Source organism: Neptuniibacter sp. QD48_55 (assembly GCF_047778115.1).
Lineage (GTDB): Bacteria > Pseudomonadota > Gammaproteobacteria > Pseudomonadales > Balneatricaceae > Neptuniibacter.
This window is the reverse complement of the sequence record NZ_CP180555.1, coordinates 1,831,688-1,853,940: the sequence shown is the minus strand read 5'-3', so window position 1 is coordinate 1,853,940 and position 22,253 is coordinate 1,831,688. Positions and strand designations below refer to the sequence as shown.

30 protein-coding genes are annotated in these 22,253 nt (G+C 43.2%); 22 read left to right on the top strand and 8 right to left on the bottom strand.

Annotated features, from left to right (window positions below):
• Nucleotides 1-136: 136 nt before the first annotated feature.
• Nucleotides 137-535 (top strand): hemerythrin domain-containing protein, encoded by a 399-nt coding sequence (locus ACMXYW_RS08505; protein WP_415901039.1) that lies wholly within the window; start codon nucleotides 137-139, stop codon nucleotides 533-535.
• Here the strand turns inward: ACMXYW_RS08505 and ACMXYW_RS08500 are convergent.
• Complete coding sequence (locus ACMXYW_RS08500) at nucleotides 532-963, bottom strand: RrF2 family transcriptional regulator (protein ID WP_415903705.1); 432 nt, start codon at nucleotides 961-963, stop codon at nucleotides 532-534. The two genes, ACMXYW_RS08505 and ACMXYW_RS08500, sit on opposite strands and share 4 nt — an antisense overlap.
• 182 nt (nucleotides 964-1,145) lie before the next feature.
• Here ACMXYW_RS08500 and ACMXYW_RS08495 point away from each other — a divergent pair, with 182 nt between their 5' ends.
• Nucleotides 1,146-1,805: an HAD-IA family hydrolase gene (locus tag ACMXYW_RS08495; protein WP_415903704.1), complete on the top strand. Its 660-nt coding sequence runs from the start codon at nucleotides 1,146-1,148 to the stop codon at nucleotides 1,803-1,805.
• Between the two features lie 14 nt (nucleotides 1,806-1,819).
• Nucleotides 1,820-2,878, top strand: a complete 1,059-nt coding sequence (gene sppA, locus ACMXYW_RS08490) for a signal peptide peptidase SppA (RefSeq protein WP_415903703.1) — start codon at nucleotides 1,820-1,822, stop codon at nucleotides 2,876-2,878.
• A 77-nt stretch (nucleotides 2,879-2,955) separates the two neighbouring features.
• Here sppA and ACMXYW_RS08485 read toward each other — a convergent pair whose 3' ends face one another.
• Entirely contained in the window at nucleotides 2,956-3,534 is a 579-nt protein-coding gene (locus ACMXYW_RS08485; protein WP_415903702.1) for a Maf family protein, read from the bottom strand.
• A 111-nt stretch (nucleotides 3,535-3,645) separates the two neighbouring features.
• On the opposite strand from ACMXYW_RS08485, the gene ACMXYW_RS08480 reads away from it, so the two are divergent.
• From ACMXYW_RS08480 to ACMXYW_RS08405, 16 genes are all read left to right on the top strand, one after another.
• Nucleotides 3,646-4,158 carry a YceD family protein gene (locus ACMXYW_RS08480; RefSeq protein WP_415903701.1) on the top strand — a complete coding sequence of 171 codons (513 nt, stop codon included), beginning with the start codon at nucleotides 3,646-3,648 and terminating at the stop codon, nucleotides 4,156-4,158.
• A 23-nt stretch (nucleotides 4,159-4,181) separates the two neighbouring features.
• The gene (gene rpmF, locus ACMXYW_RS08475) at nucleotides 4,182-4,364 is read left to right on the top strand and encodes a 50S ribosomal protein L32 (protein ID WP_007019603.1); all 183 of its coding nucleotides are present in this window, start codon (nucleotides 4,182-4,184) and stop codon (nucleotides 4,362-4,364) included.
• 2 nt (nucleotides 4,365-4,366) lie between these two features.
• Nucleotides 4,367-5,383, top strand: coding sequence for a phosphate acyltransferase PlsX (gene plsX / locus ACMXYW_RS08470; protein WP_415901045.1), 1,017 nt, complete (start codon nucleotides 4,367-4,369; stop codon nucleotides 5,381-5,383).
• 96 nt (nucleotides 5,384-5,479) lie between these two features.
• Nucleotides 5,480-6,412 carry an ACP S-malonyltransferase gene (gene fabD, locus ACMXYW_RS08465; protein WP_415901046.1) on the top strand — a complete coding sequence of 311 codons (933 nt, stop codon included), beginning with the start codon at nucleotides 5,480-5,482 and terminating at the stop codon, nucleotides 6,410-6,412.
• A gap of 22 nt (nucleotides 6,413-6,434) precedes the next feature.
• A complete protein-coding gene (gene fabG / locus ACMXYW_RS08460; RefSeq protein WP_415891384.1) occupies nucleotides 6,435-7,178 on the top strand; it encodes a 3-oxoacyl-ACP reductase FabG in 744 nt (247 codons plus the stop codon).
• 164 nt (nucleotides 7,179-7,342) lie between these two features.
• Nucleotides 7,343-7,576, top strand: coding sequence for an acyl carrier protein (gene acpP, locus ACMXYW_RS08455; protein ID WP_007019607.1), 234 nt, complete (start codon nucleotides 7,343-7,345; stop codon nucleotides 7,574-7,576).
• A gap of 169 nt (nucleotides 7,577-7,745) precedes the next feature.
• The gene (fabF, locus tag ACMXYW_RS08450) at nucleotides 7,746-8,984 is read left to right on the top strand and encodes a beta-ketoacyl-ACP synthase II (RefSeq protein ID WP_415903700.1); all 1,239 of its coding nucleotides are present in this window, start codon (nucleotides 7,746-7,748) and stop codon (nucleotides 8,982-8,984) included.
• 3 nt (nucleotides 8,985-8,987) lie between these two features.
• Nucleotides 8,988-9,803, top strand: coding sequence for an aminodeoxychorismate lyase (gene pabC, locus ACMXYW_RS08445; RefSeq protein ID WP_415903699.1), 816 nt, complete (start codon nucleotides 8,988-8,990; stop codon nucleotides 9,801-9,803).
• A complete protein-coding gene (mltG, locus tag ACMXYW_RS08440) occupies nucleotides 9,800-10,825 on the top strand; it encodes an endolytic transglycosylase MltG (RefSeq protein ID WP_415903698.1) in 1,026 nt (341 codons plus the stop codon). Before pabC ends, mltG begins: the two co-directional genes overlap by 4 nt.
• Before the next feature lie 11 nt (nucleotides 10,826-10,836).
• On the top strand, nucleotides 10,837-11,481 hold the full coding sequence (gene tmk / locus ACMXYW_RS08435) for a dTMP kinase (RefSeq protein ID WP_415901050.1): 645 nt from the start codon (nucleotides 10,837-10,839) through the stop codon (nucleotides 11,479-11,481).
• Nucleotides 11,474-12,469: a DNA polymerase III subunit delta' gene (locus ACMXYW_RS08430; RefSeq protein WP_415903697.1), complete on the top strand. Its 996-nt coding sequence runs from the start codon at nucleotides 11,474-11,476 to the stop codon at nucleotides 12,467-12,469. The genes tmk and ACMXYW_RS08430 overlap by 8 nt, the downstream gene beginning before the upstream one ends.
• 15 nt (nucleotides 12,470-12,484) lie before the next feature.
• Entirely contained in the window at nucleotides 12,485-12,835 is a 351-nt protein-coding gene (locus tag ACMXYW_RS08425; RefSeq protein WP_415891390.1) for a PilZ domain-containing protein, read from the top strand.
• A gap of 40 nt (nucleotides 12,836-12,875) precedes the next feature.
• A complete protein-coding gene (locus ACMXYW_RS08420; protein ID WP_415903696.1) occupies nucleotides 12,876-13,676 on the top strand; it encodes a TatD family hydrolase in 801 nt (266 codons plus the stop codon).
• Nucleotides 13,654-14,553 carry a radical SAM protein gene (locus tag ACMXYW_RS08415; protein ID WP_415903695.1) on the top strand — a complete coding sequence of 300 codons (900 nt, stop codon included), beginning with the start codon at nucleotides 13,654-13,656 and terminating at the stop codon, nucleotides 14,551-14,553. Before ACMXYW_RS08420 ends, ACMXYW_RS08415 begins: the two co-directional genes overlap by 23 nt.
• A 125-nt stretch (nucleotides 14,554-14,678) precedes the next feature.
• Nucleotides 14,679-15,779: a malate dehydrogenase gene (locus ACMXYW_RS08410; protein WP_415901054.1), complete on the top strand. Its 1,101-nt coding sequence runs from the start codon at nucleotides 14,679-14,681 to the stop codon at nucleotides 15,777-15,779.
• Nucleotides 15,780-15,834: 55 nt separating this feature from the next.
• Nucleotides 15,835-16,239, top strand: coding sequence for a secondary thiamine-phosphate synthase enzyme YjbQ (locus ACMXYW_RS08405; protein ID WP_415903694.1), 405 nt, complete (start codon nucleotides 15,835-15,837; stop codon nucleotides 16,237-16,239).
• Nucleotides 16,240-16,313: 74 nt separating this feature from the next.
• Here the strand turns inward: ACMXYW_RS08405 and ACMXYW_RS08400 are convergent, their stop codons facing one another.
• The 6 genes from ACMXYW_RS08400 to ACMXYW_RS08375 all read right to left on the bottom strand — a co-directional run bounded on the left by ACMXYW_RS08400 (nucleotide 16,314) and on the right by ACMXYW_RS08375 (nucleotide 19,212).
• Entirely contained in the window at nucleotides 16,314-16,871 is a 558-nt protein-coding gene (locus ACMXYW_RS08400; RefSeq protein WP_415901056.1) for a chemotaxis protein CheW, read from the bottom strand.
• A 209-nt stretch (nucleotides 16,872-17,080) separates the two neighbouring features.
• On the bottom strand, nucleotides 17,081-17,392 hold the full coding sequence (locus tag ACMXYW_RS08395; protein ID WP_415901057.1) for a TusE/DsrC/DsvC family sulfur relay protein: 312 nt from the start codon (nucleotides 17,390-17,392) through the stop codon (nucleotides 17,081-17,083).
• A gap of 1 nt (nucleotide 17,393) precedes the next feature.
• Entirely contained in the window at nucleotides 17,394-17,690 is a 297-nt protein-coding gene (tusB, locus tag ACMXYW_RS08390) for a sulfurtransferase complex subunit TusB (protein WP_415901058.1), read from the bottom strand.
• Nucleotide 17,691: 1 nt separating this feature from the next.
• The gene (tusC, locus tag ACMXYW_RS08385; RefSeq protein WP_415903693.1) at nucleotides 17,692-18,057 is read right to left on the bottom strand and encodes a sulfurtransferase complex subunit TusC; all 366 of its coding nucleotides are present in this window, start codon (nucleotides 18,055-18,057) and stop codon (nucleotides 17,692-17,694) included.
• Between the two features lie 2 nt (nucleotides 18,058-18,059).
• Entirely contained in the window at nucleotides 18,060-18,452 is a 393-nt protein-coding gene (tusD, locus tag ACMXYW_RS08380; RefSeq protein ID WP_415894421.1) for a sulfurtransferase complex subunit TusD, read from the bottom strand.
• 79 nt (nucleotides 18,453-18,531) lie between these two features.
• A complete protein-coding gene (locus ACMXYW_RS08375; protein WP_415903692.1) occupies nucleotides 18,532-19,212 on the bottom strand; it encodes a Bax inhibitor-1/YccA family protein in 681 nt (226 codons plus the stop codon).
• Nucleotides 19,213-19,339: 127 nt separating this feature from the next.
• Here ACMXYW_RS08375 and ACMXYW_RS08370 point away from each other — a divergent pair, with 127 nt between their 5' ends.
• The 3 genes from ACMXYW_RS08370 to ACMXYW_RS08360 all read left to right on the top strand — a co-directional run bounded on the left by ACMXYW_RS08370 (nucleotide 19,340) and on the right by ACMXYW_RS08360 (nucleotide 22,238).
• Nucleotides 19,340-20,092: a pseudouridine synthase gene (locus tag ACMXYW_RS08370; protein ID WP_415903691.1), complete on the top strand. Its 753-nt coding sequence runs from the start codon at nucleotides 19,340-19,342 to the stop codon at nucleotides 20,090-20,092.
• 169 nt (nucleotides 20,093-20,261) lie between these two features.
• Nucleotides 20,262-21,014: a 5'-methylthioadenosine/S-adenosylhomocysteine nucleosidase gene (mtnN, locus tag ACMXYW_RS08365; RefSeq protein ID WP_415903690.1), complete on the top strand. Its 753-nt coding sequence runs from the start codon at nucleotides 20,262-20,264 to the stop codon at nucleotides 21,012-21,014.
• A gap of 45 nt (nucleotides 21,015-21,059) precedes the next feature.
• Nucleotides 21,060-22,238 (top strand): pyridoxal-phosphate-dependent aminotransferase family protein, encoded by a 1,179-nt coding sequence (locus tag ACMXYW_RS08360; protein WP_415903689.1) that lies wholly within the window; start codon nucleotides 21,060-21,062, stop codon nucleotides 22,236-22,238.
• Nucleotides 22,239-22,253 lie beyond the last annotated feature (15 nt).

Genomic DNA, 22,253 nt, shown 5'->3' with positions numbered 1-22,253 from the left:
TAAATAATATAATGTATATCAAATACATTATAAAGAGATTGTTCGAATAAAGCTGAAAAATTACAAAATTTATTTGCAGATTTGTTAAATGATCTTGTATGGATACATAGCAAATTATTGTGAGGGTAGAAAAAGTATGAAAAGAGTAGAGGCACTAATTCCACTAAGTCATGATCATCATAAAGCTTTAGTTACTGTTAAACATATCAATGACTTAAGAAAAGAAGCTGAAAGAGAGGTTGATGAATACTGGCAGGCTAAAAGAGAAGTTCTATACAGAGAATTAAAGCCTCATTTTGATCAAGAAGAGCGTGCTTTGTTGCCATTGCTCGTAGGTGAAGGAGAGTCACTAGCTGATCGCCTTGTTGCAGATCATAAGCAATTATTGAGCATGCTGGGTGGAAATGATTCAAGCGTGGTAAATCGTTTTGGTGAGCTGTTAAAGGAACATGTACGATTTGAAGAGCGCAATCTGTTCCCTTGGCTGGAGCTCAATTATAAGAAAGAAGAATTAGCCATGGCGATGGCTAATTAATCTGCTTTGCTCACAATTAAGCTTTTGCGCATAGCGTCGTTATTAAGCATATCTGCCAGGGTGTATTGTTCTAGGACCTGCATAAAGGCTTTTTGAGCATCACCTAGTACATGCTGGAGTGTGCAGAAGCCTGTTAGGCGACACTGTTGTTGGCCGCAGTTAATCAGAGGCTGTCTGCCTTCTGCATCAGCAACAATTTCACCAATATTAATTTCTGCTGGTGGCTTAGCTAGTTTGATTCCGCCTTTTTTGCCTCGGTAAGTGTCTAGGTGTCCTGCTTTTGACAAGGCATGTACAACTTTACGTAGGTGTTCTACCGAAATATCGTAGCAGCTTGCTATCTCAGCTAGCGTAACTAGACGATCATCGTTAGTAGAAACATAGAATAAAACGCGAAGGGTATAATCTGTAAATCGACTTAATTGCATAAAGGTCGGCTTCTTTAAAATGTCTGCAAAATATACGTTATGCGATTGCTACAACGCAAGAGCTACCTTAAGTAAAGCCTGTTAAGTTGACTGTTTCATTGATCTTGGCCTTTATCTTGATCTTTATTGGTTCTTCTATATAAACATAGATTCCTTTCTTATAAATAAGTTAAGAGGCTTGAGTGTACAAACTACTCATTTTTGATTGGGATGGCACAATCATCGATTCTGCTGCCAAAATTATCTCCTGTATGCAGCTAGCGGCGAAAGATAGCGGATTTTCTATACCTACCGATGAAGAAGTAAAAAATATTATCGGGTTAGGTTTGCCTGAGGCGATTAAAATTCTGATTCCTGATGTTGATAAAGATGGAATAGAACTGATGCGACAGAATTATGGCCGATATTTCTTAGGTAATGAATCTACACCTTCTCCATTGTTTCCTGGTGCGCAGAAAAGTTTAGAACAGATGCATGGTAAAGGTATGCGGATGGCTGTAGCTACAGGAAAGAGCAGAAAAGGCTTAAATCGTGTTTTTGCTGAAACGGGTTTAGGTTATTTATTTGAAACCTCTCGTTGCGCTGATGAAACTATCTCAAAACCGCACCCTCTAATGCTAGAGGAAATTCTACAAGAAACCGGTGTCTCAGCCTCGGAGGCTGTTATGATAGGCGACACTGAATATGATTTAGAGATGGGTAAGCAGGCTGGTATGGATGTTATCGCTGTCAGTTACGGTGCCCATCATTTGGATCGTTTAAAAGGTTATAACCCAGTTTTGGAAGTTCATGAGTTTCCTGAATTGGAAAATTGGTTAGAAAATCAGGGTGTATTTGCCTGATACAGGAGAAGTGTGTGTCTGATAATCCATGGAATGAATCTGAACAAAATGAGGCTCCAAAGCAGCAGGAGTCTTCAGCAGCAACTGGAAGTAAGCTAGAACGAGCTGTTGAAAATGCTAAACAAGATGGTGCAAGCAAGAAAGAGTGGAAGTTGATTGAGAAAACTCTAAATGGATTGTTTGTAGAGCAACGTCGTGCTCGCCGTTGGGGGATTTTCTTTAAGCTGCTCACATTTGTTTACCTTTTCGCGCTTTTAGGTTTTTTCTTCGCCGGTAAAAATATCGCTACAGATGTAAAACCGCAGGTTCATACGGCGATTATTGAAGTAAAAGGCGTGATTAGTTCAGATGATGATGCGAGTGCGGATAATATCATCTGGTCACTGCGTGAAGCGTTTAAAGAGCCAAACGCTAAAGCGGTAATTTTGCGCATAAATAGCCCAGGTGGCAGTCCTGTACAGTCTGGCTACATTTACGATGAGATTAAGCGTCTGCGTTCAATACATCCTGATAAACCTCTGTATGCTGTTATCACAGATATAGGAGCGTCAGGTGCATATTATATAGCTGCCGCGGCAGACTATATCTATGCGGATAAAGCTAGCTTGGTTGGATCTATTGGCGTTGTAGCAGGGAGCTTTGGTTTTGTTGATCTTATGGAGAAGATAGGTGTAGAGCGTCGTTTATATACCGCGGGCGAGCACAAAGCATTCTTAGACCCTTATTCTCCGAGAAATAGTGGTGAGGAAGAGTTCTGGCAAAGTGTTCTAAATACAACGCATAACCAGTTTGTGGATCAGGTTCGTAAAGGTCGTGGTGATCGCCTTAAAGATGATCCAAAGCTATACAGCGGTTTAGTATGGAGTGGCGAGCAGGCAATTGAGCTTGGTTTGGTTGATGCGCTGGGTAGTTCCAGTTACGTTGCACGAGAAGTAATTAAAGTTGAGAAGCTGGTTGATTACTCTCCGAAGCAGGAGCCTTGGAAACAGATTGTTGATGAGCTAGGCGTAAGCTTTGCGAAAGGCATTGCGACTGAGCTGGGTGTTAATACGAAGAGTCATGAGCTTCGTTAAACGCTTATTACAATAGATGAATAAAAAGGAGGGCTAAGCCCTCCTTTTTTATGTCTGATCTTTATGTGGTGATTTTCTTATAAAACATTTAAATCTTCTTTCTCTAACATTCTTACTAATCGGATCAAAGGCAGGCCGATAAGTGTATTCGGATCTTCGCCTTCGAGTTTGTCGAACAGTACAATGCCTAATGCTTCAGATTTAAAGCTGCCTGCACATTTATATGGCTTTTCAGCGCGCAGATAGTTTTCGATCATAGAGGTGGTGAGCTCTCTAAAATAAACCTTAAATGGAACAACTTCCGTTTGGCATTCGCCAGTGTCTGAGTTGAGTAAAGAAAGACCGGTTAAAAATGTAACCGCATTACCCGATAGCTTTTGTAGTTGTTTCACGGCATTCTCGTGGGTGTGAGGTTTGCCTAGTATTTCGTCACCTAAAACTGCAACCTGATCTGATCCAATAATCAATGAGTTAGGCGCTTCTTCGGCAACTTTTTGTGCCTTGCTAGCAGATAAACGGGCAACTAATTCCTCTGCTGATTCATTCTCTAATGCCGATTCGTCAATGTCTGGTGAAATGCATGAATACTCCAAATTTAATTTGTCCAAAATTTGGCGACGGAAGGGTGAGCTAGAGGCTAAAATTAGATTTCTCATGTGATTTTTTGACCATGAATATGCGAAGGCATAAATATTAGCGGTTTTATTGTAGAATTAAACCCCAAAGTCTTTGACAGAACGGGCTTCGGGCCCTAGAATTGCGCGCTTATGTCAAACGGTCCATTACCTAAACGAGTAGACCCGCGAAAACTTGCTGAGCGGGAAGTACGAATCGCAGGCCAAGCTGCACTGAAGGACATGCCCAATCTTTGTCAGGCGTTAGTCGATAAAGAAGGGGAGATTAATGTCGATCTTCAATTTGCAGTAGATGAGCAGCGAATTCGAACTCTCACAGGCAGTGCCACAGGTCATGTAACTATGACGTGTCAGCGTTGCTTGGAGTCAGTAGAGGTTGCCGTAGAGGCAGATTTTAATCTTGGAGTTGCGGCCAGTGAGGAGGCTGCTCAGCAGTTACCTCGCAGTTATGACCCCCTCATTGTTGAGGGTGAAGAGATTGAGTTACTGCCTGTTATAGAAGAAGAGTTGATTCTGAGTTTGCCGCATGATGCTTATCATGATGACTGCTCTATCAATACTTCCTTCGGCGAGGCAGTGACAGAAGAAAACGAAAAACCGAATCCATTTAGTGTGTTGGCTCAGTTGAAAGCCGACAACAAATAGAAAGAACCAGGAGCTATTTAGTCATGGCAGTTCAGAAAAGTAAGAAGTCTCGTTCCCGTCGCGACATGCGTCGTTCCCACGATGCTCTGGGTAACCCGACTCTATCTGTAGAAGAAACTACCGGTGAAACTCACCGTCGTCACCACGTATCTGCTGACGGTTTTTACCGTGGTAAGCAGGTAATCAACAAGCAGGATGACGAATAAGCTTGTCAGATTACTACACCATTGCAGTTGATGTGATGGGCGGGGACTTCGGTCCCCGCGTTACTATTCCCGCCACACTCGATGCCCTAGCGCGTCATTCTCGTTTATCAGCAAAACTTATCGGTCACAGTGATGTTATTCAGCCCTTTCTTAATGGACTGAATTCAGATGTTGCCTGTCGTGTCGATGTTGTTCATGCGCCTGACACTATTTCTATGTCAGCTAAGCCATCTCAAACACTTCGTAATGGCCAAGAATCTTCAATGTACAAAGCTATTCAGCTTGTAGATGAAGGTGCGGCTCAAGCTTGTGTTAGTGCCGGTAATACGGGTGCCTTAATGGTGCTTGGTCGATATATTCTTAGAATGTTGCCTGGCGTAGATCGTCCTGCGATTATTTCGTCAGTGCCCACAGCTAAAGGGCATTGCTACCTTTTAGATTTAGGTGCGAATGTGGATTGCAGTGCGGAGCACTTGCTTCAGTTTGCGATTATGGGGTCGGTCATGACGGCCGCCGTCGATAATATTGAGAGCCCGCGCGTAGGGCTTTTGAATATTGGTCAGGAACAAGTTAAGGGCAATGAGCAAGTTAAGCTGGCATCGCGCTTGATTCAGGAGCAGGGTGGCTTGAACTATGTTGGTTATATAGAAGGCGATGATCTTTATGCCGGAAATGCTGATGTGGTTGTTTGTGATGGTTTTGTAGGCAATATCGCGCTGAAAAGTAGCGAGGGATTAGCGCGCTTAATCAATCAAAAAGTACAAGCGAGTTTTAAACAGGGGCTTTATAGAAAGTTTCTTGCGCTATTGGCTAAGCCGGTGCTTTCTGATTTGAAAAAGCAGATGGATCCATCGCGTCGTAACGGTGCGAGTTTGTTGGGTCTGCAAGGAATAGTTATTAAAAGCCACGGATCAGCTAATCAGCAGTGCTTTGGGTATGCGCTTGATCAAGCTGTGGCAGAGATAGAACAAGATATACCGCGTAAGATTTGCAGCGAAATAGAGGCAAGGCTTACCTAATACCCTTCACACAGTTTTAATTACCTATGAATGTTGTAAACTACGGCGATTGGCCTGATTCATAGGGCGTGTATTAATTGACGATTTGAGGACATCATGTCGCAAACTCTTGCTTTTGTATTTCCGGGGCAGGGCTCTCAACAAGTAGGGATGCTCTCGGAACTTGCTGAAACACATCCAGTTATTAAAAACACTTTCGCTGAAGCTTCTGAGGTTCTAGGTTACGACCTATGGGACTTGGTTCAGAATGGTCCAGAAGAAGATCTTAATCAAACCGATAAGACTCAGCCTGCGCTTCTAACTTCAGGTGTTGCGCTATGGCGTTTATGGCAGGAACAGAATGGTAATAAGCCAGCTGTTGTTGCAGGTCATAGTTTGGGTGAGTACACAGCGTTAGTTTGTGCTGGTGCAATCAGTTTTGCTGATGGTGTAAATCTAGTAAAACTGCGTGGCGAATTCATGCAACAAGCCGTGCCTGCAGGTAGCGGTGCTATGGCAGCTATTCTAGGTCTGGCTGATGATGCTATCGAGAAAGCTTGTCAGGAAGCTGAGCAGGGTGAGGTGGTTTCTCCGGTAAACTACAACTGCCCAGGTCAGATTGTTATTGCAGGGGAAAAAGCTGCAGTTGATCGCGCGATCGAGAACTGTAAAGAAGCAGGTGCCAAGCGTGCTATTCCGCTTCCGGTAAGTGTTCCGTCACACTGTGCTCTAATGAAGCCTGCGGCTGAAAAGATGGCTGAAGAGCTATCTAAAATCGAAATCAACATGCCGGAAATTGATGTGGTGCAAAATGTAACTGCTTCGATTCCTGCTTCAGTTGAAGAATTAAAAGAAAATCTACTTGCTCAGTTATATAGTCCTGTACTTTGGACTAAAACAATCCAAGGTTTGGTTGAGCAAGGTTTGGAAAGCACTGTAGAGTGTGGTCCAGGCAAGGTGCTATCTGGTTTGAACAAAAAAGTTCATAAGCCTTTGAGTGTTGCAGCAATTAGTGATGCTGCGGGCCTTGAAAAAGCGTTAGGTCAATAATTGTAGCGCAGGGAATTTATAAATGAGTATTGAAGGTAAAATTGCGCTAGTTACTGGCGCTACTCGCGGTATCGGTAAAGCGATCGCTGAAGAGCTTGGTCGTCAAGGTGCTGTGGTTGTTGGTACAGCTACAAGCGAGAAGGGTGCAGAGGCAATTTCTGCTTACCTTGCTGAAGCAGGGGTTAAAGGTACGGGTCTAGTACTGGATGTTGCTGATAGCGCATCGGTTGAAGCTGTACTAAAAACTGTACAAGATGATTTTGGTACAGTTGAAGTACTGGTTAACAATGCAGGCATCACGCGCGACAATATTTTGATGCGCATGAAAGAGGATGAGTGGGATTCTGTATTGAATACGAACCTTAACTCAATCTACCGTCTTGTTAAGGGCTGCCTACGTGGCATGACTAAGGCTCGCTGGGGTCGTATCATCAGTGTAAGTTCTGTAGTGGCATCTATGGGTAACGCTGGTCAGGCAAACTACGCTGCTGCTAAGTCGGGTATGGAAGGTTTTACTCGTGCGCTAGCGCGTGAAGTTGGTTCTCGTAACATCACGGTTAACTGTGTTGCGCCTGGTTTTATCGATACAGATATGACAAGTGGATTGGCAGATGAGCACAAAGATGCGCTTAAATCTCAGATCCCAATGAATCGTTTGGGTCAACCGGAAGAAATTGCAGCTGTTGTTGGTTTTCTAGCCAGTCAAGGCGGTGGTTACGTGACTGGTGAGTCGATTCAAGTCAACGGTGGCATGTATATGGGTTAAATACCCGTATTAAGGAATTGTTTTTTTCTGCCAATTGTTGATAATGTGCCGTCAGGTAGAGAATGAATTTACAATCTTGGCTTGATAAAGCCGGGATGCTTTAATAAAATTTCTTACCGCATTTCGTACTTGAATGCGGTGTTAATAAGAAGATAGGAATAGATATGAGCAACATTGAAGAGCGCGTAAAAAAGATCATCGCAGAGCAGCTAGGTGTTAAAGAAGAAGAAGTTACTCAAGAAGCTTCTTTCGTTGAAGATCTTGGCGCAGACTCTCTGGACACAGTTGAGTTGGTAATGGCTCTGGAAGAAGAATTCGAAACTGAAATTCCAGACGAAGAAGCTGAAAAAATCACTACAGTTCAGCTTGCAATCGATTACATCAACGCACACCAGTAATCGTTCGCTACAAGCAAGAATTTCGAAAAGCCGCCTATCTCTGATAGAGCGGCTTTTCTTTTGCCTGTAAATTACAAGCGTTTAATGCTTTAAGCAGTTCGGTTAGAATTGGCGAATTGTTAATTTCTGATTTATTTAGAACTTCCTTGCAGGAATATGGAGATCAAAGATGGCACGTAGACGTGTTGTGATTACTGGTATCGGTATGCTTACCCCAATTGGCAATACTGTCTCAGAAACATGGGATAATTTACTTGCGGGTAAGAGTGGCGCTCGTCCAATCACTCACTTTGATTCTTCTCCTTTTGCGACTCAGTTTTCGGCATCAGTACAAGACTTTGATGTTACTCAGTATATGAGTGCCAAAGAAGCCCGTAAGATGGACTTATTTATCCAATACGGTATGGCTGCGGGTATGCAAGCTATTGATGATGCGGAATTAGAAGTGACTGACTCTAATGCTCCGCGTATCGGTTGCGCAATAGGCTCAGGCATTGGTGGTTTACCGATGATCGAGAAAAACGTTGATATCCTTAATACAACGGGCCCTAGACGTGTTTCACCATTCTTTGTGCCGGGCAGTATTATCAATATGATCGGTGGCAACCTAGCGATCAAATACGGTCTTAAGGGCCCTAATATTGCTATTACGACCGCTTGTACTACTGGTACGCACAATATTGGTCAGGCAATGCGGATGATCCAGTATGGCGATGCTGATGTAATGCTGGCTGGCGGCGCTGAAATGGCTACTACGCCATTAGGTATTGCCGGCTTCTCATCTGCACGAGCGTTATCAACGCGTAATGATTCTCCTGAAACAGCCAGTCGCCCATGGGATAAAGACCGCGATGGTTTTGTGCTTGGAGACGGTGCAGGCGTACTTGTACTCGAAGAATACGAACATGCTAAAGCGCGTGGTGCCAAAATTTATTGCGAATTAGCAGGTTTTGGGATGAGTGATGATGCTTATCACATGACAGCACCGCCAGAAGACGGTGCGGGTGCAGCCTTGGCTATGCAAAACGCTATTAATGATGCTTCTGTAGCTCCAGAAGAGATTCATTATATCAATGCTCATGGTACATCTACGCCAGCGGGTGATATTGCTGAATCTAATGCGGCTAAGTCAGTGTTGGGTAATGCAGTTGCTGATGTCAGGATGAGCTCGACTAAATCCATGATTGGTCATTTGCTGGGAGCTGCAGGTGCTGTTGAAGCAATCTTCTGTGCATTAGCAATCAGAGATCAAATTGCGCCACCTACTATTAATTTAGATAACCCATCTGAAGGATGTGATCTAAATTACGTTCCTCATACTGCTCAACCTTGTGAGATTAAAGCAGCTCTTTCTAACTCATTTGGTTTTGGAGGAACCAACGGAACCTTGGTATTCCGTCAGATCTGATTTATGACTAAGTACTGGATTAATGGCGTTTTAGCTGATCAGGTATCTATAAATGACCGCGGTCTAAGTTACGGCGATGGATTATTTGAAACCATTGCTGTAATCGATGGTAAGCCGCACTTGTTCGACCAGCATTTAGTTCGTTTACAGCTTGGTTTGGAACGTCTGAAATTCCCTGATGGGACAATAGATGCCGTAAAGAAAGACATTCAAGCCTTAAACCTCTCCGGCAATCAAACATTAAAGCTGACAGTGACTCGGGGTTTAGGTGAAAGAGGCTATAAGCTTCCTGCTACTTGCGTGCCTACACGTATCATTAGTCTTGCGGATTCGTCCAATTTTACTCAGCAAAGACAGCAAGGTGTTTCTGTAAGGCTCTGTCAGCAGCGATTAGGTCTTAATCCTGCATTGGCAGGGATTAAGCATCTAAATAGGCTAGAGCAGGTTCTAGCAAGATCTGAGTGGTCTGATCCAGATATAGCTGAAGGTTTTGTATCCGATCTAGATGGGAATCTCATTGAAGGCACCATGAGTAATCTTTTCTGGGTCAATGAAGGCATGCTCTATACACCGAAAATAGATCGAAGTGGTGTGAAGGGGGTTATGCGTGATCGCCTGATCGAGTTAGCTGATCAGTTATCTCTTGTGGTTGTCGAAGGGAATTACCCTGAATCGGTACTTGAAAGTGCTGACGAAATTTTTATATGTAACAGTCTAATCGGTATTTGGCCGGTTATAACAATCGATGGCAAGTCTTTAAGTGTCGGTCCCATCACCAGAGATCTGCAATTATTGCTATCTAAGGAAATGAGTTGTTGAAAAAGATATTAACTGTTTTATTTGTCCTATTCGTGTCGGCTGCGGTAGGGGCTTATTGGTTATGGAATGATTACAATGCTTTCCTTAATGCATCACTTCCTTTTAAAGAAAAAACTCTTTTTGAAGTTAAAAAGGGTAGTAGTTTCAATAGGGTAGTTGCAGATCTTAAAGAAAGTTATGGTGAAGTTAACAGCCATTATTTCAAGATCTACGGCCGCCAATCTGGTCTGGCGAATAAGATTAAAGCTGGTGAATATGAGTTAAAAGCCGATTTAACACCTGTTGAATTTTTAAAGGTGATCACATCTGGCGTATCTAAAAATTATCGCTTTACGATCATTGAAGGCAGTAATTTCAAAGAGATGATGCACGCGATTAGTGAGCATAAATACCTTAATGATGATGTTAGTCATTTAAGTAGAGAAGAGCTTCTTAAACAGCTCGGTGTTTCTGAAAAACACCCAGAAGGTTTGTTCCTAGCGGAGACGTTTAGTATCGAGAAGAACGGTTCGGCACTTGCTGTATTAAAACGTTCTAACGCTATGATGCAAAAGATCTTAGCGGCTGAATGGAATAAGCGTGACAGCAAACTGCCATACAAGTCTCCCTATGAGGCTTTGATTATGGCTTCTATTGTTGAAAAGGAAACAGCGCGAGCAGATGAGCGTCCGATCATTTCTGGTGTGTTTGTCCGTCGATTGAATAAACGCATGCGCCTGCAAACTGACCCAACCGTTATTTACGGTATGGGAGATGAATACAAAGGTAATATCCGCCGTAAAGATCTAAGAAAGCCGACACCTTACAATACCTATGTAATACCGGCGCTACCGCCTACACCTATCGCCATGGTTGGTAGAGAAGCAATTGAAGCCGCGCTTAATCCTGCAGAGGGTAAAGCACTTTATTTTGTTGCTAAAGGCGATGGCAGTCATTATTTTTCAGCGACTTTGAAAGAGCATAACAATGCGGTAAGACGCTATCAGCTTACGCGTCGTAAAGATTATCGCTCTTCGCCATAGGATCCAGAATTATGAATACGAGCGTTAAAGGTCGCTTTATCACTGTTGAGGGCACTGAAGGGGTTGGTAAATCAACAAATATTGAATATTTGTGCCAGCTGCTACGTGATCGCGAAATAGAAATTGTTCTTACCCGTGAGCCAGGTGGAACACCGCTAGCAGAAGAGTTGCGTGAACTACTTCTATCGCCTCGTGATGAGCGTGTTAGTGAAGATACAGAATTGTTATTGATGTTTGCGGCGCGTGCACAGCACATCGAAAATGTGATTCGTCCTGCTCTTGAGCGTGGCGCTTGGGTTATAAGCGATCGATTTACAGATGCGACTTATGCTTACCAAGGTGGTGGTAGAGATGTAGATCTTGAGCATATCGCGATGCTAGAGCGAATTGTTCAGCATGGTCTTCATCCTGATATGACTTTGCTTTTGGATTTAGATGTGGAAATCGGCTTACAACGTGCTTCGCAAAGAAGTGAGCCTGATCGCTTCGAACAGGAAAAGTTAGATTTCTTCCATAAAGTTCGCAACATGTATCTATCCAGAGCTGAAGCTGAGCCTAATCGTTTTAGCGTAATTGATGCGTCTAAGAGTATTCCAGAAGTACAGGCTCAAATTTTAGGTGCTGTAAATACTTTTATGGGCTCTGAAAATGTCTGAACTGTTAAAGCCGTTTCCGTGGTTCGATGAGCGATTCGCTCATTTGGGCCAGCTACATGATCAAAACCGTTTGCCGCATGCATTATTAATTCATGGTATGCCAGGCATCGGTAAAGCGGCTTTTGCTACAGCGTTTGCGCAATCTCTCCTATGTCAAAACCCTGTGCAGGGCCGAGCATGCGGTCATTGTAAGTCATGTGACCTTAATGCCGCCGGTAGTCACCCCGATCTCTTTATTCTCTCTCCAGAAGAAGAGGGTAAGCAGTTAAAGGTTGATCAAGTTCGTGGATTAGGGGAATTCATTTACAGTACTGCACAGCAAGGCGGTTATCGTGCAGTGGTTGTGGATCCTGCCGATGCTATGAATGTCGCTTCTGCCAATGCGCTTTTGAAAATGTTAGAAGAGCCCGGCTCCGACACGATTATTTTATTAGTTACCTCTAAAATGGGGCAGGTATTGCCGACCATTAAGAGCCGTTGTCAGCATGTGGAATGCCATAATCCATCTGAAGGTGATGCAATTAACTGGCTAATGGCTGCTGCTGAAATTGATGCGGAGAAGGCTAAAAGCATACTGCATATCAATCGTGGAGCACCTAAAGAGGCCCTGTCTTATATAGAAAAAGGTCTAAATGAGCATCGAGCACAGCTAATTCGCGGACTTGCGGATATACTTAAACAAAGAAGAACGGCGCTTGAGGTTGCTCAATCTTGGCAAAAGCTTGATTTAGAGATGTTGTTAGGATGGTTTTACAGTTTGCTGTCTGATGCTGCGCGTGGTTCGGTATGTCAAAGCCCTGAGTTATTAAGGCAGGATGATGCGCGTAATATGCTGAATGCGGTTGCTAAAAAAACCAACCCAGTTAAAATCTTTAAATTAGCGGATAAAGTACACGAAGAGCGCAGAGCAATAATGCTTAGGCAAAACCCGAATAAGCAGTTATTGTTAGAAAATATACTATTGGAATGGGCTGCGCTGCTCAATTAAGGATAAAGGTTCAATATGGTAGCTGTACCACGTTTAAGTCATGGCATTTTGTCTTTGAATATTCAGACAAAAGAAGAGCTATACGAGGCTTACTTACCGTACATCACTAATAGCGGATTATTTATTCCTACTCTACGCTCTTATCATCTAGGCGAAGAGGTGTTTATGTTGCTTGAATTAATGGATGAGGGCGACAAAATACCGGTTACAGGGAAAGTAATTTGGGTTACCCCAAAAGGCGCACAGGGTGGTCGAACACCAGGTATTGGTATTCAACTCTCTGCTGATGATTCGACCCTTGTAAACAAAATAGAGACCTATCTGGCCGGTACATTGAATTCAGAGCGCAAGACGAACGCTCTGTAGTTTTCTTTTAGTCTGTACCTTGCCCATCTAGATTATTTTTATGTTCATCGATTCACACTGCCATTTGGACAGGTTAGACCTGTCTCCGTACGATAATAATTTTTCAGATATGCTTCAGGCGGCCTTTGACCGTAAGGTTGATGCCATGCTTTGTGTATCTATCGCAATGTCACAATTTCCTTCAATGTATGAGCTTATAAAGCCGTATGAAAAAGTGTTTGCCTCGGTAGGTATTCATCCATTATCTGCTGCTGAAGAGCAAGTGAGCGTTCAAGAGCTAATTGAGCATGCCTCTCAGCCGAGAGTCATCGCTATTGGTGAAACCGGCTTAGATTATTACTATCAAACGGATACCAAAAAGGCTCAGCAGAAAAGTTTTGAGACTCATCTAGTCGCTGCAGGTGAGCTAAAGCTTCCTGTAATTGTTCATACGCGTGATGCGCGCCAAGATACACTGGATATGATTAAGGCTCATGGTAATCAGGAATCCGGTGGCGTGCTGCACTGTTTTACAGAAAGTTTAGACATGGCTAAAGCGGCCTTAGATATGAACTACTATATTTCATTCTCTGGCATCACAACGTTCCGCAATGCCAGTGAGTTGCGCGATGTAGTTAAAGAAATCCCTCTAGAGCGAATCCTTATCGAGACTGATGCGCCTTATCTAGCCCCGGTACCGCATCGAGGTAAGAAGAATGAACCTAAGTATGTGGTTGAAGTGGCTCAGTGTATCGCGGATCTTAAGGGTGTTTCCATTGATGTAGTTGCTCAGAAAACTACTGAAAATTTCTACCGACTTTTCAATAAGGCGGATCAGAATGTTTCAATATCCTCCAATTAATTATATCGAACCTGTCTTTAGGCCTCCAAGTGAAGCCCATTCACTGATCCTGCAGGTAACGAATGGTTGTAGTTGGAATAAGTGCACGTACTGTGAAATGTATCGTGCACCACAAAAAAAATTCCGTCCTAAATCTATTGCTGACATTACTGAAGAAGTCATTCGTTGCAGTGCTGCGCTTGGTGCTGTTAGAAAGGTGTTTCTCGCTGACGGCGACGCAATGGCTTTGTCATTTAAGCGTTTGAAAGAGATCTTACTGGTCATCAAAGAGCACCTGCCTAGCGTTTCAAGAGTTTCTGCATATTGCTTACCTCGTAATCTCCTAAATATGACCGTTGAAGAGTTGTCTGAGTTACGTGAATTAGGCTTGTCACTTCTGTACGTTGGTGCTGAAAGCGGTAATGACGAGATTCTTGAGAAGATAGAGAAGGGTGAAACCTTCGAGACGACCAAGGATGCTCTGCTTAAGATTAAAGCGGCCGGCATTAAATCTTCCGTAATGATCATTAATGGTATGGGCGGATCAAGATACTCCCACCAGCATGCGATTGACTCGGCACGATTGGTCAATGCGGTTCAGCCCGATTACTTAGCGACCTTGGTGTTGTTTTTCCATGAAGGTGAGGCTGAATTTGTAAAGTCGTTTGGTGATGATTTCGAGTTCTGCAGCCAACGTCAGTTGATCGAAGAGATGCAAACCTTTATTGGTCATCTTGATTTGGGCAAGACTATTTTTAGGAGCGACCATGCCTCGAATTATCTTGTGCTCAAAGGGGTGTTGGGGCGTGATAAAGAGAAGCTGCTTACAATGATTGATGGTGCATTAAATTCAGAAAGCAGTGTGTTTCTCCGTACTGAATCCAGTCGTGGCCTATAAAAATAGTTCTTCGGTTTATTTAGAAAGTTCATATTGAGTACTAGAGAAGTACTTACATAATTGCTTACAGTCTATATACTTTGGTATTAAATGATTTTATTGCCAATATTTAGGGGTAAAAAGCAATGAGACGTCCAGTTCGAGTAGCCGTAACCGGTGCCGCAGGTGCTATTAGCTACAGTTTGCTGTTTAAGATTGCTGCTGGTGAAATGATGGGTAAAGATCAGCCTGTAATTCTGCAGCTGATTGAACTACCGCAAGCGATGGATGCACTTCGTGGTGTCGCAATGGAATTGATGGATTGTGCATACCCGCTTCTTCATACCATCACCCTGCATGACAATGTAGAAGACGGTTTTAAAAATGCTCACTATGCATTGTTGGTAGGTGCTAAGCCACGTGGCCCAGGCATGGAACGTAGCGATCTACTTGAAGAAAACGCCGCTATCTTTGCTCGTCAGGGTAAAGCGCTAAATGATTTTGCGAACCGTGATGTAAAAGTACTTGTTACGGGTAACCCTGCAAACACTAATGCTCTTATCGCTAGCCGAAATGCGCCGGATTTAAGCCCGTCTCAGTTTACCTGCTTAACTCGTTTGGATCACAACCGCGCTAAAGGTATTCTAGCGAATCACTGTGGTGCTACTACGCGAGATATCGGCGGAATCATGATTTGGGGTAACCATTCTCCAACTCAATACCCAGATTTGCACCAGGCAACGATCCTAGGCAAGCCTGCAATGTCCCAGATTGACACTTCTTGGTACCGAGAAGAGTTCATCCCTAAAGTGCAGAAGCGTGGTGGTGAGATTATCGAAGCGCGTGGCTTATCGAGTGCAGCATCAGCAGCACAAGCGATCGTTGACCAGATGCGTGATTGGGTGCTTGGTACAGAGCCGGGTGAAATTATCAGTATGGGTATCTTAAGTGATGGTAGCTACGGTATCGCAAAAGGTATCTTCTATTCATTCCCAGTGCGCTGTAACTACGGTCGTTACCAAATCGTTCATGATATCGATGTAAACGATTTCAGCCGCCAACGTCTTACTGCAACAGAGCAAGAGTTGTTGGATGAAAAGCAGATCGTTGATCACTTGCTGCCTAAAGAAACAGAAGCTTCTCACCAGAATCTATCTATCTGCTTACGCTCCGGTGTAACTTTATATGCGGATAATGCAGGTCCAGAGGACGAAGACAGATTCATGACAACAAACAGAGTAATGTAGTTTTAACTATTATTAATCTGTTAAAGTGCCTCTTCATCTGAAGGGGCATTTTTTTATGGTAAAGCTACTTACAGTCAAAACAGGCCGCCAAGGGCTTTATGAATTCACACGTCAGTTACAGCAATTAGTGGATCAGAGTGGTGTAAATGAAGGTTTATGTACGTTGTTGATACAGCATACAAGTGCCAGCTTAATTATTCAGGAAAATGCCGATCCTAGTGCTAAACACGATTTAGAGAATTGGTTAAATCGTTTAGTGCCTGAACGTGATTCACTGTATACCCACACGCTAGAGGGAGATGATGATATGCCTGCCCACATAAAAAGTGTTCTGACGAGTCCCTCTTTATCCATTCCTGTACTAAACGGTCAGTTGTGCTTAGGGACATGGCAGGGCGTATATTGCTGGGAGCATCGTCATTGCTCATCAAGAAGGCATATAGCTGTGCATATTGGTTAGATTGTCTTTTAAGCCTTGGTATATTTCAGTCACAAAAAAAGCTGCAAATGCAGCTTTTTTCATGCTTGTTAAGCTTAGAATTCTTCGGCGGTCTCCATAGGAGTGACGCTTTGCAGCATTTTTAAGAGATCTAGTAAAATAATCAAAATGCTGTTGTAGTAGCAAACGCCTTGAACGAAGCGCTTTGTTGTCTCTTCGCCAGTAGCGTTAGGTGCGCGATCAATATCGTTCTGAGGTAGGTTGATTACCTCATCAACGCTATCTACAACCAAACCAACTACTTCTTGTTCATTGTATTCAACAACAATGATGCGCGTATCGTCATCAGGCTCGTGTGGGCTTAGACCAAACATCTGGCGTGTATCAATAACGGTAACAACATTACCACGCAGATTAATAATACCCAGAATAAAATAGTCAGAGCCTGGTACAGGGGTGATCTCGCTGTAACGAAGCACCTCTTTTACCTGAACTACATCAACACCATATAATTCATTATCAACTTTGAATGTAGCCCATTGATGATAAATAACTTCTTCTTGATTGCTGCGCTTAGTATCGCTGGCTTCTTGGTGTAATGATTGCTCAGCTTGTAATGCTTTAAGGTGTTCAGCTGCTGCTTCTAGACCCATAGTGTTCTACCTATCCTGTTTGCTACAACTTAGGACTCTTCAGGTAAAAAGAGTTCTTTTTATATATTTCGAGTATCCCACAGCTTTGAAAAGCTTGAAAGTGGGGAGATAGCGTTTTGTTACAGCATAGACTAGCAATGCTACGGTTTAAACCGTACAGATCAAAAAAAGTAATTATTTCAGCTGGATGGAGTGAATTTATTTAATATCTATAGGCAGTTATCCGGTTTTGGTAAGCCGGAAATCTTGGCGATCAATTTCGCAGGACTGCCTGGAAATAGCTTCATTAGGTAGATGCTTTTCCCTTTGTCTTTGCCTAGCTTTAGTGAAACCGCTTTCACTAAAGGACGCATTGCAGGGGAAAGCTGATATTGTTCGTAGAAATCACGAATAATATTGATGATCTCCCAATGATCTTGGGTCAATGTAAGACCCTCTGAGTCAGCTATTGAATGAGCAACGGTCTCATTCCAGTCGTCTAAGTTTCTGAGATAGCCTTCTTCATCAAATTCGATAGTCATATTAAAACCAGCTAACAACTTTGTTCATTTTGCAGCTTAGTTCTACAAACTGCTCATCTGTTGCCAGTGTAAAACGAGTGCTGAGTTTATCAGTTAGGCCGCGTGCGCTTACATCAGGCTCTAAGGCAAAGAGTTTACAGCTCTCAGGTAAGTCAGAGAAAAGTGAAGCGTTAGCAGATAGCGCGGCATAGACGCCGTCTTCAATTACTAGAACTGTGTCTTTGTCTTTAACGCTCGCAAGCATTCTGTTTAAAAGTTGCGTGTTGTTATGAGATTTATTCAGCAGATGTAAAATCATATTAGAACGTCAATACAGTATCGTGGCTATCAAGTAGTTTGCTTAGGTCGTTCCGAGAGATAATTTGAACGGGCAAACCTAGATCAGTTTCTGAAAGGGCGTTAGCTTCAAGATCTTCAGCGCAAACAAATATCTGATCAATATCGTACATGGGTAATGCGCTTAACATTGACTCAATGTTCTTGTGGCCAGTTTGCTGGGTATTGTGGCTTTTGAGAAGCTGGAACAAACCATCACCTAAAAAAGCCAAACTAACCGGCATTTCGAAAATGGAGCAGGTTAAAGTGACATCCAATGCTTCACGTGCGTAACTTGTGCCATAAGGCGCATGTTGATTCAGGATTAAAACTGATTTTTTATCACTCATCATTAAGCCCCAAATGTAACGACGCGATCTGAAACGGCAATAGCTTCAGCTAATTGTCCAAGACCGGACAATTCAAAGCCTTTGGAAATGTTTCCACACGGTTTTTCATATCGCTTAGCTTCATTGTCATCGAGAACGCCTCGCTTTACTGCTGCAGCGATGCAAACAACAAGGTCTAGATCGTGTTCGGTTGCCAAGGCTTGCCACTCTCTAGGTAAATGGGTTTCATCCTGTGGTGGGGCAATTAGAGAGTTAGCGAGATTAACGCCATCTGCATAAAAGAACACTCGATACAGCTCATGGCCTTGCTGCAAAAGTGTTTTTGCATAACGTAATGCTGTCGCAGCCGATTGGCTGCTAGAGGGTGAGGCCTGAATAACTATTGAGAATTTCATTGAATTGCTAAAGCCTATAACTAAAAAGCCCCGCAATCTTATCAAAGAAAGCGGGGCTTTTTATAGATTTACGAGCTACTTAGTCGTCGCTTAGAAAGCCAACAAGGCTTAGCAGGTGGATAAATAGGTTGTAAATGTTCAGGTATAAGCTAACAGTCGCCATAACGTAGTTAGTGTATGTGCCGTTAACGATGTTGCTAGTGTCGTAAAGAATAAAACCACACATTAGCAGCACGACAAGGGCAGAGAATGCTAAATGAAGTGCGCCTAGCTGTACGCCAAATAGAGGCAGTACAAACAAAGCAACCATTGCAATCAGAGCAATCATCATACCAGCAGCCAAGAAGCCGCCCATGAAGCTGAAATCTTTCTTACTTGTAAGAACGTAAGCAGATAGGCCGAAGAAGGTTAGGGCGGTCATGCTTAGTGCAGTCGTTACGATCTGGCCACCATTTGCCATAGCTAGATAGCTATTGATAAGAGGTCCAAGGCCAAAGCCCATCATGCCAGTGAACAAGAAAACTAAAGGAATAGCTGCGGCGCTATTTTGTTTCTTGTTTAAGATGAATAGCATTACAAAACTAAGAATAAAGCTGCCGATATAAACAAAGAAAGGCATCTGAAGCATCATGGAGATGCCGGCAGAAATAGCGCTTACAACCATTGTCATGGCTAGCAGCATGTATGTGTTACGAATGACTTTGTTCGTCTGCAGTACGGACTGTTCGGAACGAGCATCGTAAGTATTTACGTTACGCATGATATCCTCGAAAAAGATTTCCCTATTAAGTTTCTCTATATATAAGTATTTTAGTCGGTTTTTCAAGCCCTTTACATAGTTTTAGTGGGGGGTAGAATCTCCCGCTTATACTGAAACGACCTTTGTTATGACTGATCTTGATATTCTCTTTGAAGACGAGCATTTAATTGCAGTAAATAAGCCTTCTGGTTTGTTGGTTCACCCAAGCTGGATCGCACCTCGTGGTACACCTAATTTAGCGTCCATGCTGAAAAACTATTTCGATGGTGGTAGTCCTTACACCATTCATCGTTTAGATCGACCAACCTCTGGGGTTATTTTATTTGGTAAAAACAAAGAGATAGCGCAACAAATGAATCTAATCTTTGCAGAAAGAAAGATTAGTAAGACCTATCTCTGTATGTGTCGTGGCTACACTCCAGAGGAAGATGTGATCGATTATGCGCTGAAAGAGCAGCTAGACAAAATTGCTGATAAGCACGCAAATCAAGATAAAGAACCTCAAGAAGCTGTCTCAAATTATAAGCGTTTAGGGATGGTTGAGATTGATATGCCGGTAGGGCGGTATGAAAGATCGCGCTACTCATTAGTGGAAGTTAAGCCGGAAACAGGAAGAAAGCACCAAATCCGTCGTCATATGAAGCATATCTTTCATCCAATCGCGGGTGATACCAAGCATGGTGACAATAAACATAACAAAGCTTTAAAGCAGGAATTCGATCTTCAACGCTTGATGCTAATGGCGACTGAACTGGAGTTTATTCACCCTGTAACAGAACAAACTCTAAAACTAACTGCACCAGTCGATGAATATTGTGATCAATTGTTTAGCGGCTTTGGTTGGTCAGGATTGTACCCAATAGGTAAAACTGAGCCTTAGCAATAGCCTGTACTAAATCAATTAATATCTATTTATTTGAGGCTTGAGCGCAATTTAACGGTCATAAGCCAGTATTCATGGGGATTGGGGCTAGGTTTTTTATAAAAGCTATGCTCTAATCGCGCATTATTAAGATGGTAATTACGGCCTTTTTAGACGGTAAACATTGATGACCCAAGAACAAAGCATTTCCGCGCTACTTTCTCAGAAAAACGGCAACATTCGTATCGGTATTATCGGTGCAATGGATGAAGAGGTGGAGCTGTTAAAAGCTGCACTAGAAGAGAGAGAAGACCACGAAATAGCTGGGTACTTACTTTTTACAGGTAAGTTACATGGACACGATATCGTTTTGCTTAAATCTGGTATCGGTAAAGTCAACGCGGCTATTGGAACTACTATTCTTCTTCAGGCATTTAAACCTGATTGTGTTATCAATACAGGCTCTGCTGGTGGTTATGATCCAGAGCTCAATGTTGGTGATATCGTAATTTCTTCTGAAGTTCGTCATCACGATGTGGATTTAACTGTATTTGGCTACGAATATGGCCAAGTGCCACGTCAGCCTGCAGCATTTACTCCAGACGCGACTTTGGCAAAGGTCGCTGAGCGTTGTATTGAGCGCATGGACGGCATGAAAACGACTCGTGGTTTGATTTGTACGGGCGATCAGTTCATGAACGACCCTGAGCGAGTAGAGCGCAAGCGCAAATTGTTCCCTGAGATGAAAGCTGTTGAGATGGAAGCTGCTGCGATTGCTCAAACTTGTCATCAATTTAATACGCCGTTCATCGTTATTCGTGCTTTGTCAGACATCGCAGGTAAAGAGTCTGGCGTGTCATTCGACCAATTTCTTGTGACTGCAGCTAAACATTCTGCAGAAATGATCATCGCAATGATTGATGAGTTGGCTTCCAACTGATACAAATAAGGCCTTTGTAACATGTAGCAATTATAAGGGCCTTAAATGACTACCTCTTTTTACCCACCTGTTCGTACCCTGATGGGCCCTGGACCATCAGATGTAAGCCCTCGAGTTCTTTCGGCGATGGCTCGCCCAACAATCGGTCACCTTGATCCTGAATTTATCCGCATGATGGATGAGATTAAAGTGATGCTGAAAAACCTTTTCAAAACTGAAAACGAATTAACAATGCCTGTGTCTGCACCTGGTTCTGCAGGCATGGAAGCATGCTTTGTTAACTTGGTTGAGCCGGGTGATAAGGTGATCGTCTGCCAAAACGGTGTTTTTGGCGGTCGTATGAAAGAGAATGTAGAGCGTTTTGGTGGCGAATGCATTCTTGTTCAAGATGAATGGGGTCAGCCTGTGGATCTTGAAAAGGTTAAAGCTGCATTTGCAGACAATGAAAATGTTAAAGCTTTGGCTTTTGTTCACGCAGAAACATCCACGGGTGTTCGTTCTGATGCAATAGCGCTTTGTGAGTTAGCTCAGGCTAACGGTGCTCTTACTATTGTTGATGCTGTAACGTCTCTTGGCGGTGTAGAAGTTGACGTTGATGGCTGGGGTATTGATGCAATTTACTCCGGTACACAGAAGTGTCTTTCTTGTCCTCCTGGTATCTCTCCAGTGAGTTTTAGCCAGAAAGCAGTTGAGGCTATCCAAAACCGTACAAGCTCAGTTCCTAGCTGGTTCTTAGATACGAACCTTGTAATGGGTTACTGGGGTGGTGGTGGAAAGCGTGCTTATCATCACACTGCGCCTGTGAACTCTCTATATGCGCTTCATGAAGCTCTAGTAATGCTAGAAGAAGAAGGGCTTGAAAATGCTTGGGCTCGTCATCAGAAGCTGCATTTGGCACTTCGTGCGGGTCTTGAAGCAATGGGTATCGGTTTCCTAGTTGATGAAGACTGTCGCCTGCCACAGCTTAACTCTGTCATCATTCCTGATGGCGTTGATGATGCTGCTGTGCGTACTGCGCTACTGAAAAATTACAATCTAGAGATCGGTGCGGGCCTTGGTGCATTGGCTGGTAAAGTATGGCGTATCGGTTTGATGGGTACTGCATGTACTCAGCGCAATGTTATGTTGTGCCTTGACGCTCTAGAAAACACACTTTCTGAGATGGATGCGCCAATCAAAATTGGTGTTGCAGCTCAGGCAGCAGCTGCGGTATTGGCTGAATAAGTTTTTAAAGCCATG

What these genes read in the sequence shown, in the direction of transcription:
- ACMXYW_RS08505 (WP_415901039.1), top strand. Translation starts at nt 137, where the DNA reads ATGAAAAGAGTAGAGGCACTAATTCCACTAAGTCATGATCATCATAAA.
- ACMXYW_RS08500 (WP_415903705.1), bottom strand. Translation starts at nt 963, where the DNA reads ATGCAATTAAGTCGATTTACAGATTATACCCTTCGCGTTTTATTCTAT.
- ACMXYW_RS08485 (WP_415903702.1), bottom strand. Translation starts at nt 3,534, where the DNA reads ATGAGAAATCTAATTTTAGCCTCTAGCTCACCCTTCCGTCGCCAAATT.
- ACMXYW_RS08480 (WP_415903701.1), top strand. Translation starts at nt 3,646, where the DNA reads ATGTCAAACGGTCCATTACCTAAACGAGTAGACCCGCGAAAACTTGCT.
- rpmF (WP_007019603.1), top strand. Translation starts at nt 4,182, where the DNA reads ATGGCAGTTCAGAAAAGTAAGAAGTCTCGTTCCCGTCGCGACATGCGT.
- fabD (WP_415901046.1), top strand. Translation starts at nt 5,480, where the DNA reads ATGTCGCAAACTCTTGCTTTTGTATTTCCGGGGCAGGGCTCTCAACAA.
- fabG (WP_415891384.1), top strand. Translation starts at nt 6,435, where the DNA reads ATGAGTATTGAAGGTAAAATTGCGCTAGTTACTGGCGCTACTCGCGGT.
- acpP (WP_007019607.1), top strand. Translation starts at nt 7,343, where the DNA reads ATGAGCAACATTGAAGAGCGCGTAAAAAAGATCATCGCAGAGCAGCTA.
- fabF (WP_415903700.1), top strand. Translation starts at nt 7,746, where the DNA reads ATGGCACGTAGACGTGTTGTGATTACTGGTATCGGTATGCTTACCCCA.
- pabC (WP_415903699.1), top strand. Translation starts at nt 8,988, where the DNA reads ATGACTAAGTACTGGATTAATGGCGTTTTAGCTGATCAGGTATCTATA.
- tmk (WP_415901050.1), top strand. Translation starts at nt 10,837, where the DNA reads ATGAATACGAGCGTTAAAGGTCGCTTTATCACTGTTGAGGGCACTGAA.
- ACMXYW_RS08430 (WP_415903697.1), top strand. Translation starts at nt 11,474, where the DNA reads ATGTCTGAACTGTTAAAGCCGTTTCCGTGGTTCGATGAGCGATTCGCT.
- ACMXYW_RS08425 (WP_415891390.1), top strand. Translation starts at nt 12,485, where the DNA reads ATGGTAGCTGTACCACGTTTAAGTCATGGCATTTTGTCTTTGAATATT.
- ACMXYW_RS08420 (WP_415903696.1), top strand. Translation starts at nt 12,876, where the DNA reads ATGTTCATCGATTCACACTGCCATTTGGACAGGTTAGACCTGTCTCCG.
- ACMXYW_RS08415 (WP_415903695.1), top strand. Translation starts at nt 13,654, where the DNA reads ATGTTTCAATATCCTCCAATTAATTATATCGAACCTGTCTTTAGGCCT.
- ACMXYW_RS08410 (WP_415901054.1), top strand. Translation starts at nt 14,679, where the DNA reads ATGAGACGTCCAGTTCGAGTAGCCGTAACCGGTGCCGCAGGTGCTATT.
- ACMXYW_RS08405 (WP_415903694.1), top strand. Translation starts at nt 15,835, where the DNA reads ATGGTAAAGCTACTTACAGTCAAAACAGGCCGCCAAGGGCTTTATGAA.
- ACMXYW_RS08400 (WP_415901056.1), bottom strand. Translation starts at nt 16,871, where the DNA reads ATGGGTCTAGAAGCAGCAGCTGAACACCTTAAAGCATTACAAGCTGAG.
- ACMXYW_RS08395 (WP_415901057.1), bottom strand. Translation starts at nt 17,392, where the DNA reads ATGACTATCGAATTTGATGAAGAAGGCTATCTCAGAAACTTAGACGAC.
- tusB (WP_415901058.1), bottom strand. Translation starts at nt 17,690, where the DNA reads ATGATTTTACATCTGCTGAATAAATCTCATAACAACACGCAACTTTTA.
- tusC (WP_415903693.1), bottom strand. Translation starts at nt 18,057, where the DNA reads ATGAGTGATAAAAAATCAGTTTTAATCCTGAATCAACATGCGCCTTAT.
- tusD (WP_415894421.1), bottom strand. Translation starts at nt 18,452, where the DNA reads ATGAAATTCTCAATAGTTATTCAGGCCTCACCCTCTAGCAGCCAATCG.
- ACMXYW_RS08375 (WP_415903692.1), bottom strand. Translation starts at nt 19,212, where the DNA reads ATGCGTAACGTAAATACTTACGATGCTCGTTCCGAACAGTCCGTACTG.
- ACMXYW_RS08370 (WP_415903691.1), top strand. Translation starts at nt 19,340, where the DNA reads ATGACTGATCTTGATATTCTCTTTGAAGACGAGCATTTAATTGCAGTA.
- mtnN (WP_415903690.1), top strand. Translation starts at nt 20,262, where the DNA reads ATGACCCAAGAACAAAGCATTTCCGCGCTACTTTCTCAGAAAAACGGC.
- ACMXYW_RS08360 (WP_415903689.1), top strand. Translation starts at nt 21,060, where the DNA reads ATGACTACCTCTTTTTACCCACCTGTTCGTACCCTGATGGGCCCTGGA.